The sequence below is a fragment of the Acrocarpospora pleiomorpha genome, assembly GCF_009687885.1.
Lineage (GTDB): Bacteria > Actinomycetota > Actinomycetes > Streptosporangiales > Streptosporangiaceae > Acrocarpospora > Acrocarpospora pleiomorpha.
Genome location: NZ_BLAF01000078.1, coordinates 12,233 through 29,133, shown reverse-complemented (window position 1 = coordinate 29,133; position 16,901 = coordinate 12,233). Strand labels below are relative to the sequence as shown.

The 16,901-nt window shown below is 71.2% G+C and carries 17 protein-coding genes and 1 riboswitch; of the genes, 5 read left to right on the top strand and 12 right to left on the bottom strand.

All coding sequences use genetic code 11. The features are described from left to right. The first annotated feature begins 40 nt into the window (after positions 1–40). Together Aple_RS44370 and Aple_RS55200 are read left to right on the top strand one after the other, a co-directional pair. Entirely contained in the window at positions 41–616 is a 576-nt protein-coding gene (locus tag Aple_RS44370) for a TetR/AcrR family transcriptional regulator C-terminal domain-containing protein (protein WP_155350800.1), read from the top strand. Between the two features lie 255 nt (positions 617–871). After that, positions 872–1,072, top strand: coding sequence for a DUF5999 family protein (locus Aple_RS55200; RefSeq protein ID WP_155350799.1), 201 nt, complete (start codon positions 872–874; stop codon positions 1,070–1,072). Here Aple_RS55200 and Aple_RS44360 read toward each other — a convergent pair. Continuing rightward, positions 1,026–1,658: an alpha/beta hydrolase family protein gene (locus tag Aple_RS44360; protein WP_155350798.1), complete on the bottom strand. Its 633-nt coding sequence runs from the start codon at positions 1,656–1,658 to the stop codon at positions 1,026–1,028. The two genes, Aple_RS55200 and Aple_RS44360, sit on opposite strands and share 47 nt — an antisense overlap. Before the next feature lie 119 nt (positions 1,659–1,777). Between Aple_RS44360 and Aple_RS44355 the strand changes: the two genes are divergently transcribed. Next, positions 1,778–2,125, top strand: coding sequence for a hypothetical protein (locus Aple_RS44355; RefSeq protein ID WP_218038823.1), 348 nt, complete (start codon positions 1,778–1,780; stop codon positions 2,123–2,125). Here Aple_RS44355 and Aple_RS44350 read toward each other — a convergent pair. The 10 genes from Aple_RS44350 to Aple_RS44305 form a co-directional block, all read right to left on the bottom strand. Next, positions 2,122–2,619, bottom strand: a complete 498-nt coding sequence (locus tag Aple_RS44350) for a hypothetical protein (protein ID WP_155350796.1) — start codon at positions 2,617–2,619, stop codon at positions 2,122–2,124. The two genes, Aple_RS44355 and Aple_RS44350, sit on opposite strands and share 4 nt — an antisense overlap. A gap of 93 nt (positions 2,620–2,712) precedes the next feature. Then, entirely contained in the window at positions 2,713–5,508 is a 2,796-nt protein-coding gene (gene gcvP / locus Aple_RS44345) for an aminomethyl-transferring glycine dehydrogenase (RefSeq protein WP_155350795.1), read from the bottom strand. Between the two features lie 171 nt (positions 5,509–5,679). Beyond that, a riboswitch (glycine riboswitch) is annotated at positions 5,680–5,779 on the bottom strand. 40 nt (positions 5,780–5,819) lie between these two features. Beyond that, positions 5,820–6,437, bottom strand: a complete 618-nt coding sequence (locus Aple_RS44340; protein WP_218038822.1) for a MerR family transcriptional regulator — start codon at positions 6,435–6,437, stop codon at positions 5,820–5,822. 146 nt (positions 6,438–6,583) lie between these two features. Further along, positions 6,584–7,054 (bottom strand): bifunctional nuclease family protein, encoded by a 471-nt coding sequence (locus Aple_RS44335; protein ID WP_155350793.1) that lies wholly within the window; start codon positions 7,052–7,054, stop codon positions 6,584–6,586. Between the two features lie 73 nt (positions 7,055–7,127). Next, positions 7,128–7,781: a transcriptional regulator FtsR gene (gene ftsR, locus Aple_RS44330; RefSeq protein WP_155350792.1), complete on the bottom strand. Its 654-nt coding sequence runs from the start codon at positions 7,779–7,781 to the stop codon at positions 7,128–7,130. 28 nt (positions 7,782–7,809) lie between these two features. Continuing rightward, positions 7,810–8,316 carry an FHA domain-containing protein gene (locus Aple_RS44325; RefSeq protein ID WP_155350791.1) on the bottom strand — a complete coding sequence of 169 codons (507 nt, stop codon included), beginning with the start codon at positions 8,314–8,316 and terminating at the stop codon, positions 7,810–7,812. A 190-nt stretch (positions 8,317–8,506) separates the two neighbouring features. After that, the gene (locus Aple_RS44320; protein WP_155350790.1) at positions 8,507–11,014 is read right to left on the bottom strand and encodes a mannose-1-phosphate guanyltransferase; all 2,508 of its coding nucleotides are present in this window, start codon (positions 11,012–11,014) and stop codon (positions 8,507–8,509) included. A 13-nt stretch (positions 11,015–11,027) separates the two neighbouring features. Next, positions 11,028–11,600 carry a cardiolipin synthase ClsA gene (gene clsA / locus Aple_RS44315; protein WP_246265261.1) on the bottom strand — a complete coding sequence of 191 codons (573 nt, stop codon included), beginning with the start codon at positions 11,598–11,600 and terminating at the stop codon, positions 11,028–11,030. A gap of 47 nt (positions 11,601–11,647) precedes the next feature. Further along, entirely contained in the window at positions 11,648–12,310 is a 663-nt protein-coding gene (locus Aple_RS44310) for a response regulator (RefSeq protein WP_155350789.1), read from the bottom strand. After that, complete coding sequence (locus Aple_RS44305) at positions 12,307–13,920, bottom strand: sensor histidine kinase (RefSeq protein ID WP_170321973.1); 1,614 nt, start codon at positions 13,918–13,920, stop codon at positions 12,307–12,309. Before Aple_RS44305 ends, Aple_RS44310 begins: the two co-directional genes overlap by 4 nt. Before the next feature lie 308 nt (positions 13,921–14,228). Here Aple_RS44305 and Aple_RS44300 point away from each other — a divergent pair, with 308 nt between their 5' ends. Both Aple_RS44300 and Aple_RS44295 read left to right on the top strand, forming a co-directional pair. Beyond that, a complete protein-coding gene (locus tag Aple_RS44300) occupies positions 14,229–14,825 on the top strand; it encodes a class I SAM-dependent methyltransferase (protein ID WP_155350787.1) in 597 nt (198 codons plus the stop codon). An 11-nt stretch (positions 14,826–14,836) separates the two neighbouring features. Beyond that, complete coding sequence (locus Aple_RS44295; protein WP_155350786.1) at positions 14,837–16,018, top strand: acyl-CoA dehydrogenase family protein; 1,182 nt, start codon at positions 14,837–14,839, stop codon at positions 16,016–16,018. Positions 16,019–16,135: 117 nt separating this feature from the next. Here the strand turns inward: Aple_RS44295 and Aple_RS44285 are convergent, their stop codons facing one another. Next, positions 16,136–16,900, bottom strand: coding sequence for a 2-keto-4-pentenoate hydratase (locus Aple_RS44285; RefSeq protein WP_155350785.1), 765 nt, complete (start codon positions 16,898–16,900; stop codon positions 16,136–16,138). Between the last annotated feature and the right edge of the window lies 1 nt (position 16,901).

The following is a 16,901-nucleotide window of genomic DNA, read 5'->3' as shown; positions in this document are numbered from 1 at the left end:
GTGCCCCCGGAGGCCGCCTGTACGAAGTAAGGTTCTCGATATGCCAGCCAAACGCCCGCCCGTCCCGCTCTCCCGGGAGCGCATCATCGACGCGGCCCTGCACATCGCCGACGGCCAGGGGCTGCGCCGCCTCACCATGCGGCGGCTCGGCGACGCCCTCCAGGTGGAGGCGATGGCCATCTACCATCACCTCCCCCGCGGCAAGGAGGCCCTGATGGACGCCCTGGCCGAGCATGTCACCACGATCGAGGTGGACTCGGGCGGGCAGACCTGGCAGGACGTCGCCAGGGACTGGGCGCGGGCGGGCAGGGCGGCCCTGCTCGAACACCCGGGCGTGCTGGCGCTGGCGCTGACCAAACCGCCCAAGGGCATGGCCCTGGCGACGATCGCCAACCAGGTGGAGCGGCTCCGCGAAGCCGGTCTTGACGACCCGTCGGGCGCGGTGCGCACACTCAGGGCGTACATGTTCGGCAGTGTCGCGGTGGAGGTGCAGCGCTCCGGCTGGGCCGATCCGGACGCCACCGTGGCGCACGCCCGGGTGGAGTCCGGCGAGGAGGATTTCGAACGGGGACTCGACGCGGTTTTGGCCGGTCTAGCCCGACCGAATGGTATGTAACCACTCATTTACCGGAACGACGGCGTGTCGCGCTTGGGCTGTTATCGTCCGTCAGGCAGTCTTGTGCCGCAGATCACATACGGCAAGGCTTGCCAACTGGACCGGTTGAAATCGTCCCAACGGGCTATGTCCTGACCGAGTGACCTACCGCACACTGGTGTAGTCCACTGCAACACGTCCAACCAAGCGCTCGTCCCCCGTCCAGCTGAGGGATCCGTCCAACGAGCGACCCGAGATAGACACGGAGCCCCGGCGATGTGCCCTCATGACCCGTCTTGTCCGAACGCGGAAGCGAAGGATCGAGAAGCCGCCAGAACCGTCGCGGCCCACCCCGAGCAGGGGTGGAGCCTGTTGTGCAACGGTGTGGTCCTATTTGAGGACACCGGCGAGCTGCTTCCGAACGGCGTCGTCATCGCCCCCCACCGGCCGACCGACCTGGCGAGCAGCGCGGCCTGACCCGCTCCGCCAGCCACCGGGCCACCTCCGCGCCCACCCGGGCCGGCTCCCTCTTGAGATCGTGACCCTCCCCGGCCAGCACCACGAGCCGGTCCGCGTCCGCCTCGGCGGGCACTCCGAACGGGTCCCGGTCGCCGTTCACCACCAGCACCCGCACCCCGGCCCCACGCAGCTCATCGGCCCGGGAGCGCTCCGGCCTGCCCGGCGGGTGCAGCGGGAAGGCCAGCGCCACCACCCCTTCGGCCCCGGCCTCCCGCGCCGTACGGCAGGCGACCCTGGCCCCGTTGCTGCGCCCGCCCTGGACCAGCGGCAACCCCGGTAGCCGCGCGCGCAACGCGCCGATGAGCGCCAGCCAGGCCTCGTCCTGCTTGGCGACCGGGCCGGGCGCCCGCGCCCCGCGCAGCCGGAACGGCTGGACCACCCGGGCCACGCTCACCCCCGCCGCCAAAGCCGCGTCCCGCACCGCCAGCAGATCGGGCGCGTCCACTCCCCCAGCCGAGCCGTGGGTGAGCGCCAGCACCAGCCACGGCGACTCCGCCACCTCGATCTCCACCCGCCCCGGCCCGTAGGCGGTCTCAAGCTCCATACCCGGACGCTACCTTGTCATGGCCGCGCCTCCGGCACGGCGGCTCCCTCCGGGGCATTACACGGGCGTCGTCCAAATGGAGGATGACGTCATGGCGCGGGTGTGCCAGATTTGACTACGTGCCCGACACATCATTGCCACGTGACGATCTGCGAGCCACCCTCGAAGCGCGCCGGGACCTCGGTCCCGAGTACGAGGACGCGCTCGTCGACTCGTTTTTGGAGAAACTTGACAGTGAGATCACCGCGCGGGTGCGCGCGGAGGTCGCGGTTCACCAGAGCAAAGCGGGCGTCAAGCCACCCAAGCCCGACAACTCACACATCCCGGTGGCGCTGGGCTCGCTCGGCATCGCCATCCCGCTGACGGCGATCGCGGCCGGCAACGCGGGCACCCCGGGCCTGTTCCTCGCCTGGGGTGGCATCGTCCTGATCAACCTGGCCTACGCGCTGGGCCGCCGCCGGAACTAGGGGCGGTCGTACCGCTGCCTGACCTGGGCGGCGAGCGTGTCGTCCGCGTGCTCGAACCCGTATCGCCAGACGGTTTCCGCGTCGCCGTCCCGGCCGCGCAGCGGGAGCGTGCGCGCCAGCAGCTCAATGGCCAGTGCGGCCGTGTCAGTGTCGGCATCGGGCCCCGCCTCGACGGCGGCGGCGAACTCCGCGCAGGCCATCTCCAGGTGCGCGATGCCCAGCAGCACCCGCAACCGCGGCGCGTCCGTCACCTCCAGCACCTGGAGCACCACATCGGCGGCCTCGTCCGGCCGCCCATCCGCCAGCAGATCCTCGGCCATACGCTCGGCCACCACCGCGAGCCCGAGCGCCGCCTGGGCCCGATCGTGCGCGCCCTCCGTGGTCGCCAGCTCCGCGAAGAGCTCGGCGGCGGCGTCCAGCTCGCCCGCCTCGTAGAGACGGCGGGCCCGGTCGATCTGCCGCACCTGATCGGCGCGAGGGTCGATGGCCGTCATGAGGGGGGCCTCCACTGCCGATCTCAGCCGGAAAAGGATCACGAGGATCCTAGCCTTCCGGGCGGCGATCCGCCCCCAGACATGCCAAACGGTTCAGTCCTCGTACGCTTCCAGCGGCGGGCAAGCGCACACCAGGTTCCGGTCGCCGTAAGCCTGGTCGATCCGGCGCACCGGCGGCCAGTACTTCTGATCCCGCAGGGACGCGACCGGGTAGGCCGCCTCGGTCCGGCTGTAAGCGTGGGTCCAGGTGTCGGCGGTGACGCTGTCGGCGGTGTGCGGCGCGTTCCGCAGCGGATTGTCGTCTCTCTCGTACGCCCCCGACCCGACCTTGTCGATCTCCCCCTTGATCGCGACCATGGCGGTCACGAACCGGTCGAGTTCGGCCAGGTCCTCGCTCTCGGTGGGTTCGATCATCAGCGTCCCCGCCACCGGGAAGGACATGGTCGGCGCGTGGAACCCGTAGTCGACCAGCCGTTTGGCCACGTCGTCCACGGTCACACCGGTCTCCTTGGTGATCTTCCGCAGGTCCACGATGCACTCGTGGGCGACCAGCCCGTCCCGCCCGGTGTACAGCACCGGGTAGTACGGCGCGAGCCGTACGGCCAGGTAGTTGGCCGACAGGATGGCCTGCTCGGTGGCCGCCTTGAGCCCTTCGGCGCCCATCATCCGCACGTACGCCCACGAGATCGGCAGGATCCCCGCCGACCCGTACGGCGCCGCGCTGACCGCCCCCACGCCCCGCCCGGGCAGGTACGGCGCCAGATGCGCCTTGACCGCCACGGGACCGACGCCTGGCCCGCCGCCCCCGTGCGGGATGCAGAACGTCTTGTGCAGGTTGAGATGGGACACGTCCGCCCCGAACTCGCCGGGCTTGGCCAGCCCGACCAGCGCGTTGAGGTTGGCCCCGTCCACGTACACCTGGCCGCCCGCGTCGTGCACCCGGGCGCAGATGTCGGCGATGGCCTCCTCGAACACGCCGTGCGTGGACGGATAGGTCACCATGATCGCCGCCAGCGCCTCCCGGTGCTTGCCGATCTTGGCGTCCAGGTCGGCGAGGTCCACGTTGCCGTCCTCGTCGCAGGCCACCACGACCACCCGCAGGCCCGCCATGACCGCGCTGGCCGCGTTGGTGCCGTGCGCCGAGGACGGGATGAGGCAGACGTCCCGCCCGAGGTCGCCGCGCGCGTGGTGGTAGGCGCGAATCGCCAGCAGCCCGGCGAACTCGCCCTGCGACCCGGCGTTGGGCTGGAGCGAGACGGCGTCGTAGCCGGTCACCTCGGCCAGCCAGCCCTCCAGCGTCTCGATCAGGGCGGCGTATCCGGCGGCCTGATCGACCGGCGCGTACGGGTGGATCCCGGCGAACTCCGGCCAGGTGACGGGCTCCATCTCGGTGGTCGCGTTGAGCTTCATGGTGCACGACCCGAGCGGGATCATCGACCGGTCCAGCGCGATGTCCTTGTCCTGCAATTTCCGCAGATAGCGCAACATTGCGGTCTCGGAGCGGTGGCTGTGGAACACCGGATGCGTCAGGAAGTCCGAGGTCCGCCCCAGCGCCTCGGGAAGCGCCTCCCGGCTACCCTCGACCGCAGGCACTCCGAAAGCCTCCCAGACCGCCTCCAGATGCCCGTATGTGGTCTTCTCATCACAGGACACGCCAACCTGGTCCGCGTCCGCCAGGCGCAGGTTGACGCCCCGCTCGCGGGCCGCCGCGACGACCTCCGCCGCCCGGCCGGGCACCCGGGCCAGCACGGTGTCGAAGAACTCCGCGTGCGCCACCTCGACCCCGCCCGCCCGCAGCCCCTCGGCCAGCAGGGCCGCGTGCCCGTGCACCCGCCTGGCGATCCGGCGCAGCCCGTCGGGGCCGTGGTAGACCGCGTACATGGCGGCCAGTACGGCCAGCAGCACCTGCGCGGTGCAGATGTTGCTGGTCGCCTTCTCCCGCCGGATGTGCTGCTCGCGCGTCTGCAGGGCCAGCCGGTAGGCCTGCCGCCCGTCCGCGTCCAGCGACACCCCGACCAGCCGGCCGGGCAGCTGCCGCTGCAGCCCTTCCCGGACGGCCAGGTAGGCGGCGTGCGGCCCGCCGTACCCGAACGGGACGCCGAAGCGCTGCGAGGAGCCGATCGCGATGTCGGCGCCGAGCGCGGCGGGGGTTTCGAGCAGCGTCAGCGCGAGCAGGTCGGCGGCGGCGACGACCAGCGCGCCGATCGCGTGCGCCCGCTCGGACAGGTCGCGGAAGTCGGCGACCCGGCCGCTCGCCCCCGGATACTGCACCAGCACCCCGAAACACTCGGGCAGCTCCCCGCCGAGATCGGCTTCGACCAGTTCGATGCCCAGCGGCTCGGCGCGGGTGGCCAGCACGGCCTTGGTCTGCGGCAGCGCGTCGGCGTCCACCACGAACACCGCGCTCTTGGCCTTGGACACCCGCCGCGCCAGCGTCATCGCCTCGGCGGCGGCCGTGCCCTCGTCGAGCATCGAGGCCCCGGCCACGTCCAGGCCGGTCAGGTCGGTGATCACGGTCTGGAAGTTGAGCAGCGCCTCCAGCCGGCCCTGCGAGATCTCCGGCTGGTACGGCGTGTACGCCGTATACCACCCCGGGTTCTCCAGCACGTTCCGCAGCACCACGCCCGGCGTGATCGTGTCGAAGTAGCCCAGCCCGATCATCGAGGTCAGCACCTGGTTGCGGGCGGCGAGTTCCCGCAACTCGGCCAGGGTCTCGATCTCACTGGCGGCGGCCGGCAGATTCAGCGGCTCTGTGGTGCGGATCGCCTTGGGGACGGCCACGGCGACCAGGTCCTCGGTGGTGGCGTATCCGACGGCGGCCAGCATGCGCGCCTGATCGGCGGCGGAAGGACCGATATGACGAGCGGCGAACTCGGAGTGAACAGTCATGACAGGGGCCTCCAGCGGCGTCGAGACCAGCGCGCCCGGCCTGGAACCGGTCGCTCTGCGGGTCTCCCCCTCTGTCATCGGACCTGAGAGCTTCACCGAGCCCTGATGAGGTGCCCGGCTTTCCCCTTCGGTGCGGCCGCCTGGCTGGACGGCACGGCTTTCCAGAGTCGCCTCGCCCGTGCGGTACCGGTTGCCTGAGAGATTCCGGGGAGGTTTGCTCCTTCGGCGCCCCTCCTACTGGACGTGGAAGGGACTCTCCCGCACAAGGTCGTCGGCTGCCACCAGCCTACCGCCATCGGGCCGGGATGCTCTCAACCGGTCTTGCGGGCGCGTCGTCGCTGCGCCAGTTCGTCGGAGGGGTGGTCGGCCTCAGGCGGAAGGCCGACCTCCGCGCGTTCCCCCGGCAGCTCCGCGAGCGATCCCTCGACTTCGCGCCACACGCGCCCGAGCGCGATCCCGAACACGCCCTGCCCGCCCTGCAGCAGGTCGATGACCTCGTCGGCCGAGGTGCACTCGTAGACGCTCACCCCGTCGCTCATGAGGGTGATCTGGGCCAGGTCGTTGACGCCGCGTTCGCGCAGGTGGTGGACGGCGGTGCGGATCTGCTGGAGCGACACCCCGGTGTCCAGGAGGCGTTTGACGACCTTGAGCACGAGGATGTCGCGGAAGCTGTACAGCCGCTGGGAGCCGGAGCCCTGCGCGGCTCTTATGGTCGGCTGGACCAGGTCGGTGCGGGCCCAGTAGTCGAGCTGGCGGTAGGTGATCCCGGCCGCCGAACACGCCGTGGGGCCGCGGTAGCCGATGTCGTCGGCGACGGCCGCGGGCCGCTCGTCGAACAGCAAGCCCTGCTCACCGGCGCGTTCCCGCGCCGACTCGCGCTGAGCCGGATCATGCCCGGCCGTCTTACCCTCGCCGCTGCTGACCGCCACTGCGGACCTCCGGCTTTCTCTCATCCCACGGCCTGATCTGGGGGTTCTTGAACTACAACCGTGGTTTCCCTTGCACGGTAGGACTGGCGCCAGCCTCAGTCAACGACCGCGATCGGCGCGTCGTGAAGCCGAAAAATCATCCGATCTCAACCGGCACGGCCGAAATCCTCCGGCGTGATGTTGTCCAGGAACTCGCGGAACTTCTCCACCTCGTCCTCCTGGTCATCGGGCATGCTGACTCCGGCCTCGCGGACCACGTCCTCGCTGGCGAAGATCGGCGTATGGGTGCGCAACGCCAGCGCGATCGAGTCCGAAGGCCGCGCGCTGACCTCTACGCCGTTGGAGAACACCAGGTCGGCGAAGAAGATCCCGTCACGCAACGCGACGATGTTCACGGTACGCAACTGGATGTCGAGCGCGTCCAGCACGTCCCGGAACAGATCATGGGTGAGCGGCCGTGGCGGCGGATCCTCTGCCTGTGCCAGCGCGATCGCGGTCGCCTCGGTCATGCCGATCCAGATCGGCAGGTACCGATCACCGTTCGCCTCCTTCAGGAGGACGATCGGCTGGTTCGAGGGCATCTCAACGCGGACCCCCACGACCTCCATCTGCAACACGGGCGACTCACTCTCCGGGATGCGGCATATATCACCAGGCATTCAACGTAACACCCGAGAGCGACAGGCGTTGTCAGCGGCCGAGAACGCCACGAACACTGCCATTAAGCAGCGCGGCGTGCAAACGCATGAGAAGTCCGGAGATTTCGCGTGCGGATTCCTCGGCGTGGTCGAGGGATCCGGGCGCGCGGCGGCGCAGCAGCGGCGCCACGGCCTGCTCCAGCAGCCCGGCCTCGCGCTCCGCGGCGGCCTTTACCGCGCGCAGATGCCGCGCGTGCAGCCCGAACCTGGCCAGCCGCCCCACGCTGCGCGCCACATCGAGCGCGTCGGCGTCGTAGCGCCGCGCGCCGGGCGGGATGAGGCCGTAGTCCTCCAGCTCGGCCAGGGTCTCCTCGTCGATCTCGGCCGCCGCCAGCAGCTCCTCCCGGCTGAGCCGGACCGGCGGCGTCTCGGCGCCGACCGCGCGCGGCCCCGGCGGATCGGCCAGCTGGTCCTTGATCACCCGCAGCGGCAGGTACTGGTCGCGCTGGGCGGTCAGGATGAACCGCAGCCGCTCGACGTCGGTGTGGGTGAACTTCCGGTATCCGGACGGGCTGCGCTGGGGCTCGATCAGCCCCTCCCCCTCCAGGAACCGGATCTTGGAGATCGTGACGTCGGGGAACTCCCCCTGCAGCAGGGCGAGCACCTCCCCGATGCTCATATGCGCCCTGATCGCCTCAGCGGCCATACGGGCTCACCCCCTTCTCACCCAGCGATCACGGCCCTCCCGGGCCGCGGGTGAGGAACACCAACCGGAATTTACCGATCTGCACCTCGTCGCCCCCGGCCAGCGGGAACTCCTCGATGCGCTCCCTGTTGACGTAGGTGCCGTTGAGGCTGCCCACGTCGCGAGCGGTGAACTGGCCGCCGCGCCGGTAGAACTCGGCGTGCCGCCGGGACACGGTCACATCGTCCAGGAAGATGTCGCTCTCCGGGTGGCGACCCGCCGTGGTGAGGTCGCTGTCGAGCAGGAACCGGCTGCCCGCGTTCGGCCCGCGCATCACGACCAGCAGCGCGGTGCCCGGCGGCAGCTGCTCGACCGCGGAACGATCCGGCAGCAGCGTCTGCCCGGTCGCCTCGTCCACGGCCTCAAGGGAGATCGTCGAGGTCGTGTCCGGCACCACCTGGTGCGCGGGCGGGCTCAGCGGCGAACCGCATCGAGAGCAGAAACGGGCATCCTCGGGGTTGGGGTGACCGCACTGCGTGCAGTAGACGCTGGGCATCGAACGGCTCGGCCTCTCTCACGACTTGCTCAGAACTGCGAATGCCGAAACTTACGCTGATCAGACACGAAGGTCAAGGCAGGCACGCTGGACATTGACTACCCAACGCTACCGTCAGGCACGGTCCAAGGTCCATGCCGCCACACCATCATCATCCGCCAGGGGGTTTCAGGTTATACAGGTTATCGTTTCAAGCCGATCCGGCGGCCCGCTCGACCACAAGAGCCCAGCGTTCGATGAGTGTTTGGGCGGTGTCCACGTCGTGTCCCTCGGCCCACAGGTGGGTGACGGCCTCGGCCGGGTCGGGCAGCACCATGGCCCAGCTGCCGTCCTCCTCGACGATCCTGACGCCGTCGGTGGTGTCCAGGCGGCGGCCCTCGGCGGCCTCCACGACCGAGCGCATGACCGCGCCCTTGTGCGCCCACGGCGTGGGGATGGTGCGTTTGAGGAGTTTGGCCTCGGGGATGCGGGCGTCGATCTGGCTGAGCGAGAGCCGGGTCCTGGCGACCAGGCCGAGCAGGCGCAGGAAGACGGCCAGGCCGTCCACGGTGGGCCCGAACTCGGGCACCACGAAGCCGCCCCTGCCGTCGCATGCGAAGATCATCTCCGGGTGGGTGGCGGCGCTGGTGAGGGCGTCGATGCCGGTGGCCGTCCAGTCCACGTGCACGCCGTGGAAGCGGCACACCATCTCGGCCACCCGGGTCGTGGTGACCGGCAGCGCCACCCGGCCGCCCCTGCGCTCGGCGGCGACCAGGTCCAGCACGACCAGCAGGGCGCGCTCCTCGCTGATCAGGTGGCCCAGCTCGTCGACCAGCGAGACCCGCTCCCCCACCGGGTCGAACCTGACCCCGAAGGCGGCCCTGGACGAGCCGACCAGCTCCGACAGGCGCTGCAGGTCGCGGCGGCGCTCGGCCAGCGTCTCGGTCGGCGAGGCGTCGTCCAGGCGGTTGTTGACCGTGAGCACGCCGACACCGACCCGGCCGAGCAGGCTCGGCAGCACCAGCGAGGAGGTGCCGCCGGCGCAGTCCACCACGACCTTCATCTCGGCGTCCTTGACGCCGGTCATGTCCACGCAGCGGAGCAGCTCGCGGGCGTAGGTGTCCACGGCGCGGGCCGGGAAGGTCAGCTCGGCGATCTCGCCGGGGAAGGCCCTGCGGTACTCCTGGCGGGAGAAGACGCGTTCCAGCTTGCGCTGGGCGGCCGGGGACAGGTCGGCGCCGGTGTCGTCCAGGAAGACGATGTCCACGCTCTGCGGGTCCCCCGCGGTGGTGCGCAGGGTGATGCCGCCGCGCACGTTCTCCCGGGAGGTGTGGAAGCGGGCCACCGGCATGGCGGCGGCCTCCAGGTCCACCACGTTGATGGCGCTGGAGTTGAGCGCGCTGATCACGGCGCGTTTCAGCGCGCGGGCCGCCCGGGAGGCGTCCCTGGAGGTCACCACCGTGTCGCCCTTGCTCAGGGTCGTCGCGTACGCGCTGGCCAGCCGGACGCACAGCTCCGGGGTGATCTCGACGTTGACCAGGCCGGAGACGCCGCGCGGCCCGAACAGGCTGCGCTGGCCGCGGGACTCCCAGATGACGCTGGTGTTGACCACCGCCCCGGCCTCGACCGTCTTGAACGGGTAGATCTTCACGCCGGACGAGACGTACGCCTCCGACTCGATCACGCACTCGTCGCCGACGACCGCGTTCTCCTCGATCCTGGCGCCCGTCATCACGTCGGTGTTCTTGCCGATCACGCAGCCGCGCAGGTGGGCGGCCGGGCCGACGTAGACGTTGTCGTGCACCACCGCCCGGTGCAGGAACGCGCCCTCCTTGACCACCGCGTTGCTGCCGAGCACGGTGTACTCGCGCAGTTCCGCCCCGGCTTCGACCTTGGCGTAGTCGCCGATGAACAGCGGGCCCTTGAGCACCGCGTCCGCGTCGACGGAGGCGCCCTCGGAGACCCAGACGCCGGGCGACAGCTCGAAGGCGTCGTCGAAGTCGACCTTCACCCGGCCCTCCAGCACGTCGGCCTGGGCCTTGAGGTAGCTCTCGTGGGTGCCGACGTCCTCCCAGTAGCCGTCGGCGACGTAGCCGAACAGGCGGGCGCCGCGTTCCAGCAGCTTGGGGAAGACGTGCGCGGACCAGTCCACCGACTCGCCGGGGGCGACCTCGTCCAGGACTCCGGGCTCCATCACGTAGATGCCGGTGTTGACGGTGTCCGAGAAGACCTGCCCCCAGGTGGGCTTCTCCAGGAAACGCTGGATCCTGCCGTGGTCGTCGACGATGATGATGCCGAATTCGAGCGGGTTGGGGACCCGTTTGAGGCCGATGGTGACCAGGGCGCGGTTCTCGCGGTGGAACCTGAGCATGTCGGTCAGGTCGATGTCGGTGAGGGCGTCGCCGGAGATGACCAGGAAGCGGTCCTCGCGGAGCCGGTCGGCGGCGTTCTTGACGCTGCCTGCGGTGCCGAGCGGGGTCTCCTCGGTGGCGTAGTAGAGGTTCATGCCGAGCTCGTCGCCGTCGCCGAAGTAGTTGCGGATCAGCGCGGCCAGGAACTGCACGGTCACCACGACCTCGGTGAAGCCGTGCTTCCTGAGCAGGCGGAGCACGTGTTCCATGATCGGGCGGTTGATCACCGGCAGCAGGGGTTTGGGCTGGTTGGCGGTCATCGGGCGCAGCCGGGTGCCCTCCCCGCCCGCCATCACCACGGCCTTCACGCCAATCCCACCTTCATCGGGACGCACGTGCGAGCCTGCGCACCTGCACCACGTACAGCACCCCCGCCCACCAGTACAGACCCGTACCCCAGATGACGAAGGCCCATCCGAATATCGCGCATATCTCCGCGTACCAGCCGGGGTGCGCGGCCAGGAACAGCAGGGGGAACGCGTACATCAGGTTGGCGGTGGCGGCCTTGCCGAGGAAGTGCACCGGGAGGGCCGGGCCGTAGCCGAGGCGGCGCAGGATCGGGACCATGCAGAGCAGCAGCAGGTCGCGGGCGAGGACCAGGGCGACCAGCCACCAGGGGATGATCTCGCGCAGCAGCAGGCCGGCCAGGGTGGCCAGGATGTAGAGGCGGTCGGCGGCCGGGTCGATCAGCCGGCCCAGCCTGCTGGTCTGGTTCCAGGCCCGGGCCAGCTTGCCGTCCAGCCAGTCGGAGAATCCGGCGACCATCAGCAGCGCGACGGCCCAGCCGTCGGCTTTGGGGCCGAGCACCAGCCAGAGGAACACCGGCACGCCGAGCAGGCGCAGAAAGCTCAGCAGATTCGGAATGGTCCAAATCCGGTCCTCGGCGGTGTCCACGATCCAGACCCTACATGCGCGCCGCGCGGCCCCGGCGGCCGCTCCGGTCAGGGCCGGGTGGGCCGGAAGTCGGCGTCCACCAGCCCGAGCCGGTGCGCGACCACGGCCGCCTGGGTGCGGTTGCGCAGGTCCAGCTTGTCCATCACGGCGGCCACGTGGGTCTTGACGGTGGTGACGCCCAGGTGCAGCCGTTCGCCGATCTCGGCGTTGGACAGGCCGATCCCGACCAGCGTGAGCACCTGGAGTTCCCGCTCGGTGAGCGCGGCCGGCACCCGGGGATATTCCTCCTCGGCGGCCAGCGCCCTGGCCACCACCCGGCGCAGCACCGAGGCGGCCAGCAGGGGCTCGCCCTGGGCGGCCCGCCGAACCGCCTCCACCATCCGGTCCGGCGGATCGTCCTTGACCAGGAAGCCGAGCGCGCCCGCGCGCAGCGCCGCGTAGACGTTCTCGTCCTCGGCGAACGTGGTCAGCACCACGATCCTGGTGCCCGGCCGCGCCGCCAGGATCCGCCGGGTGGCCTCGAGCCCGTCCACCCGCGGCATGCGCAGATCCATCAGCACCACGTCGGGCCGATGCCGCTCCGCCTCCTGTACGGCCTGCGCCCCGTCGGCCGCCTCCGCGCACACGGTCATGTCCCCGGCGGCCTCCAGCATCATCCGCACCCCGGCCCGCACCAGCGCCTGGTCGTCGGCGACCACGATCCTGATCATCGAACGCCCCCCTTGGCGAAGCGGGTGACCGCGCAGTCCCAGTCGGAGCCCCGCTCGGGCAGCGCGAACGCCGCCGCCAGCCGCCAGCCGCCGTCGGGCAGCGGCCCCGCGGTCAGCCGCCCGCCGAGGGCGTGGGCGCGTTCCCGCATGCCCGCGATGCCCTGCCCGGAGGACGGCAGCATCGGCACCGCGCCGCCCGCCGCGTTGCGCACCTCCACGGTGAGCTCGTGGTCGTTCACCTCCACCCGCACCCGGGCGGGCGCGCCGGGCCCCGCGTGTTTGAGCACGTTGGTGAGGCCCTCCTGGACGATCCTGGCCGCCGAGGCGCGGGCCACCAGCGGGGCGACGGCCACCTCGGGGGCGATCTCCAGCGCCACCTCCAGGCCCGCTCCCGCCATCCGGGCGGCGGCGTCGCGCATCACGTCCTCGGGGTCGCCGACCGGGAGTTCGGCGCCGGGGGCGCGCAGCACGGTGAGCAGGCCGCGCAGGTCCTCCAGCACCTGGTGGCCGGTGGCGCGGATGTCGGCCAGGGCTTCGGCGGCGGGGCCGGTGGCGCCGGCGTACTCGGCCGCTCCGGCGCGCAGCACCATGGCGCCGACGTGGTGGGCGACGATGTCGTGCACCTCGCGGGCGATGCGCTCCCGCTCGGCCAGGCGGTCCGATCTGGCCCGTTCCGCGGCCAGTTCGACCTCGCGTCTGGTGGCGGTGCGCCGTACCCGGACGAAGGCGCCGATCGCGGCCGGGGCCGCGACCATCGTGGCGAGCACGAGCAGCCACCAGAACGTCACCTCCGCGCCCGCGCCCACGGCGGTGAGCAGGGTGACCACGCAGGTGAGCGCGGACGCGGCGAGCAGCCACCGCCAGGTGACCTGGCTGGCGAAGACGCCGAGGGCGATGAACAGCAGCACCTGGAGGCTGGCCGCGGCGTCGGGGGCGCGGCCGGCCGCGACGAGCAGCAGGGCGCTCTCCAGCAGCAGCACCGCGCCCGGCAGCCAGCGGACCACGCCGAGGGCGAGGCCGGACAGCACCGCGAGCAGGCCGATCCCCCAGGCGTGCATCTCCGCCTCCGGCCAGTTCGCCCAGGTGCCGAGCACCGCGAACGAGACTCCGCCGCCGGCGAGCAGGATGTCCAGGAGGGGTGAGCGTTCCTCGCCGTCCGGCACGGCGGCCGACTGGCTGCGCAGGTAGCGGCCGATGGCGACGGGGACGCCGATGATGCCGAAGGTGTAGAAGAGCACGCTGCCGGTCGGGGCCGTGCCGGAGGCCAGATGGATCGCGGTGGCGGCGCAGGCCAGCGCGGCCACCGGCAGCGTCCACGTCCAGTCGCGCGTCCTGGCCAGCGCCCCCGCCGTGAGGGCGAGCAGGATCTGCAGGCCGTCGAGGATCCCCGCGCCCACGCCGTCAAGGGCCGCCAGCAGGAGGGCGAGGTAGATCGCCACCGGACCCGGCGTCCGGCGGGCCAGGCCGAGCGGCAGCCCGGCGGCCAGCACGACCACGGCCGTCAGCCAGCCAGGAATGTCAGGACCGCCCCAGGACTGTTGGGTAAGTGCGCACAGCGCGACCCCGGCCACCGCCAGGAGAAAGTCCAGGGTGAATCCACGCCAACGCATGACTGAAACCGTATCCGTCCCGGTCACCACCGGGTTCCCCCGCGGATACGTATCCGTCCCGGTCATACCGAGCGCCGCCCGAACACCGGACCCGATCATCGGGCTCCCTCCCACACCCGGCCCGATCCTCAGATTTCCGTATCCATCCCGGTCGGTATCGTGTTCTCCCTCACACTCGGAACCCCTTCGCATCCCCCGGTCAGCGTGGTCTTCTCCTTCGCTGGGAGGAGGCGGGTCCTCCAAGTGGCCGGTGTCTCTGGCCGCTCGACCGTGGTCACCGGTGCCGTTCACCCTTTAGCGTGCAGGCCATGGCCAACGAACCAGCGCTCTTCTTCGGGCAGTTCATGCGCTCCCCCGCCGTGATCGGCGCGATCGCCCCCAGCTCCCGGCGGCTCGCCACCGCGATCTCCGTGCCGATCCCCGAGGACGGCGACCCGGTCGTGGTCGAGCTGGGGCCGGGGACGGGCCCGTTCACCGCCGAGATCCAGCGGCGGCTCGGCGGCCGGGGGCGGCATCTCGCGGTGGAGATCAACCCCCAGCTGGCCGGCCACCTGTCCACCCGCCATCCCGGCGTGGAGCTGATCGTGGACGACGCCCGCAAGCTCCCCGACCTGATGGCCGCGCGCCGGGCCGGGCAGGCCGATGTGATCATCAGCGGGCTGCCGTGGGCCGCGTTCGGGGCGGGCACCCAGGAGGCCCTGCTCAACGGGGTTTTGACGGCGTTGAAGCCGGACGGGGCTTTCACCATGTTCGCGTACGTGCACGCGCGGCGGCTGCCCCCGGCCGTCCGGATCAGGAAGGCCCTGCAGAGATCCTTCGAGGAGGTCGTGCTCGGCCGCACGGTGTGGCGCAACCTGCCCCCGGCGTTCGTCTACCACGCCAGGCGCCCTCGCCGAATCTCCTAGGATTGCTGGCCATGGACTTCACGCTTCCCGAGAGCGCCCAAGCCGTCCAGGCCGGGATCGCGGCCATCTGCGCGCGATACGACATGGACTACTGGCAGCGGTGCGAAGCCGAGAAGCGCTGGCCTGAGGAGGTCTGGGCCGAGCTGGCCAAAGGCGGCTGGCTCGGCCTGGCCGTGCCCGAGGAGTACGGCGGGGGCGGCCAGGGGCTGCTCGAACTGGCCGTGGCCACCGAGACGCTGTCGGCGTCCGGCTCCGCCGGGGGCTCGGCCTTCACCTACGTGCTGACGCCCGGCTTCGGGGCGATGACGCTGGCCCGGCACGGCAGCCCCGCCCAGCGCGCCGCGCTGCTGCCCAAGCTGGCCACCGGCGAGATCGAGACCTGTTTCGCGCTCACCGAACCCGACGCGGGCTCCAACGCGCTGGCGATCTCCACCTTCGCCCGCCAGGACGGCTCCGAGTATGTGATCAACGGCCAGAAGATCTGGATCACCGGCGTGCAGCGGGCCACCTGGATGCTGCTGGTCACCCGCACGATCCCCGCCGCCGACGCGAAACCCCGCACCAGCGGCCTGACCGTCTTCCTGGTCAACGTCCCCGACGCCGTGGCCGCCGGCCGGCTGAGTTACCGCCCGATCCCCAAGATGGGCGCCAACACCACCCCGTCCAACATGGTCTTCCTCGACGACCTGCGCGTCCCCGCCGACGCGGTCATCGGGGAGGTGCACGGCGGCGCCGTCGTCCTGTGGGACATCCTCAACCCCGAACGGGTGCTCCTGGCCGCCTCCGCCCTCGGCGGCGCCGAGGTCGCCCTCCGGGTCGGCGTCGCGTACGCCAAGGAGCGCGAGGTCTTCGGCCGCCCGATCGGCTCCAACCAGGCGATCGCGTTCCCGCTGGCCCGGGTGAAGGCCAAGATCGAACTCGCCCGGCTGATGCTGTACAAGGCCGCCTGGCTGTTCGACCAAGGGCAGCCGTGCGGCACCGAGGCCAACATCGCCAAGCTCTCGGCCTCGCAGGCCGCGTGGGAGGCGGCGGACGCGGCCTTCCAGACGCACGGGGGGATGGCGTACTCGCTGGAGTATCCGGTCGCCCGCCTGCTGAACGAGGCCCGCATCGGCAAGGTCGCCCCCGTCACCGAGGAACTCCTCCTGAACTACCTCGCCACCCAGGTCCTGGGACTCCCCCGCAGCTTCTAGGACGCCAGGTCGAGGGCGATGTCGACCTGGCGGCCATCCGCAGGTTCTTGCCGAGCCGGAGGATCTTCATCATGAGATCGGTGCCGATGTTGCCGGAACCGATCACGGCCACGTCCGTCATGTACGCCTCCCGGTGAAGGTCGCGCTGACCGAGCCGATGCCGTCGATCGACGCGTCGAATCTGTCACCCGGGAGTACCGGCGCCATCGGGCCGAGCGCGCCGGACAGCACGATGTCGCCCGCGCGCAGCGGCCGGCCGCGATCGCGGGCGGACCTGGCCAGCCAGGCGACCGCGTTGAGCGGATCGCCGAGGCACGCCGCCCCGGATCCGGTCGACACGATCTCCGCGCCCCGGCGCATCGTCATCGCGCATCCTGCCAGGTCGAGCCCGTCCAGGCGGCGGCGGGAGCCCAGCGTGAACAGGCCGGAGGAGGCGTTGTCCGCGACGGTGTCGACGATGTCGATGTCCCAGCCGGCGATCCGGCTGTCCACGATCTCCAGCGCCGCGACGACCCAGCCGGTCGCGGCGGCGACGTCGGCGGGCTCGAGGGCGGGGCCGGTCAGGTCGCTCGCGAGCACGAACGCGATCTCGGCTTCGATCTTCGGCTGGAGGGTCCGGCCGATGTCGATGGGGGTGCCCGCCGGGCACTCCATCGTGTCGAGCAGCACCCCGGAGTCGGGCTGGTCGACACCGAGCTGAGCCTGGACGACGGGGTTGGTGAGCCCCACCTTGCGGCCCACGACCACGGCTCCCGCCGCGACCTCGGAAGCCACCCACGCGGACTGCACGGCGTACGCCGCGTCGATGTCCGGCACCAGGGACCGCACCGGAGCGCAGGGGTGCCCCGTGGCCCGGGCCGTCAGCAGCCGCTCGAGGGCCACC

Bases quoted from the DNA above. Each gene is read 5' to 3' on its own strand.
- Aple_RS44370 (WP_155350800.1), top strand. From the start codon at position 41: ATGCCAGCCAAACGCCCGCCCGTCCCGCTCTCCCGGGAGCGCATCATC.
- Aple_RS55200 (WP_155350799.1), top strand. From the start codon at position 872: ATGTGCCCTCATGACCCGTCTTGTCCGAACGCGGAAGCGAAGGATCGA.
- Aple_RS44360 (WP_155350798.1), bottom strand. From the start codon at position 1,658: ATGGAGCTTGAGACCGCCTACGGGCCGGGGCGGGTGGAGATCGAGGTG.
- Aple_RS44350 (WP_155350796.1), bottom strand. From the start codon at position 2,619: ATGACGGCCATCGACCCTCGCGCCGATCAGGTGCGGCAGATCGACCGG.
- gcvP (WP_155350795.1), bottom strand. From the start codon at position 5,508: ATGACTGTTCACTCCGAGTTCGCCGCTCGTCATATCGGTCCTTCCGCC.
- ftsR (WP_155350792.1), bottom strand. From the start codon at position 7,781: ATGGCCGCTGAGGCGATCAGGGCGCATATGAGCATCGGGGAGGTGCTC.
- Aple_RS44325 (WP_155350791.1), bottom strand. From the start codon at position 8,316: ATGCCCAGCGTCTACTGCACGCAGTGCGGTCACCCCAACCCCGAGGAT.
- Aple_RS44310 (WP_155350789.1), bottom strand. From the start codon at position 12,310: ATGATCAGGATCGTGGTCGCCGACGACCAGGCGCTGGTGCGGGCCGGG.
- Aple_RS44305 (WP_170321973.1), bottom strand. From the start codon at position 13,920: ATGCGTTGGCGTGGATTCACCCTGGACTTTCTCCTGGCGGTGGCCGGG.
- Aple_RS44300 (WP_155350787.1), top strand. From the start codon at position 14,229: ATGGCCAACGAACCAGCGCTCTTCTTCGGGCAGTTCATGCGCTCCCCC.
- Aple_RS44295 (WP_155350786.1), top strand. From the start codon at position 14,837: ATGGACTTCACGCTTCCCGAGAGCGCCCAAGCCGTCCAGGCCGGGATC.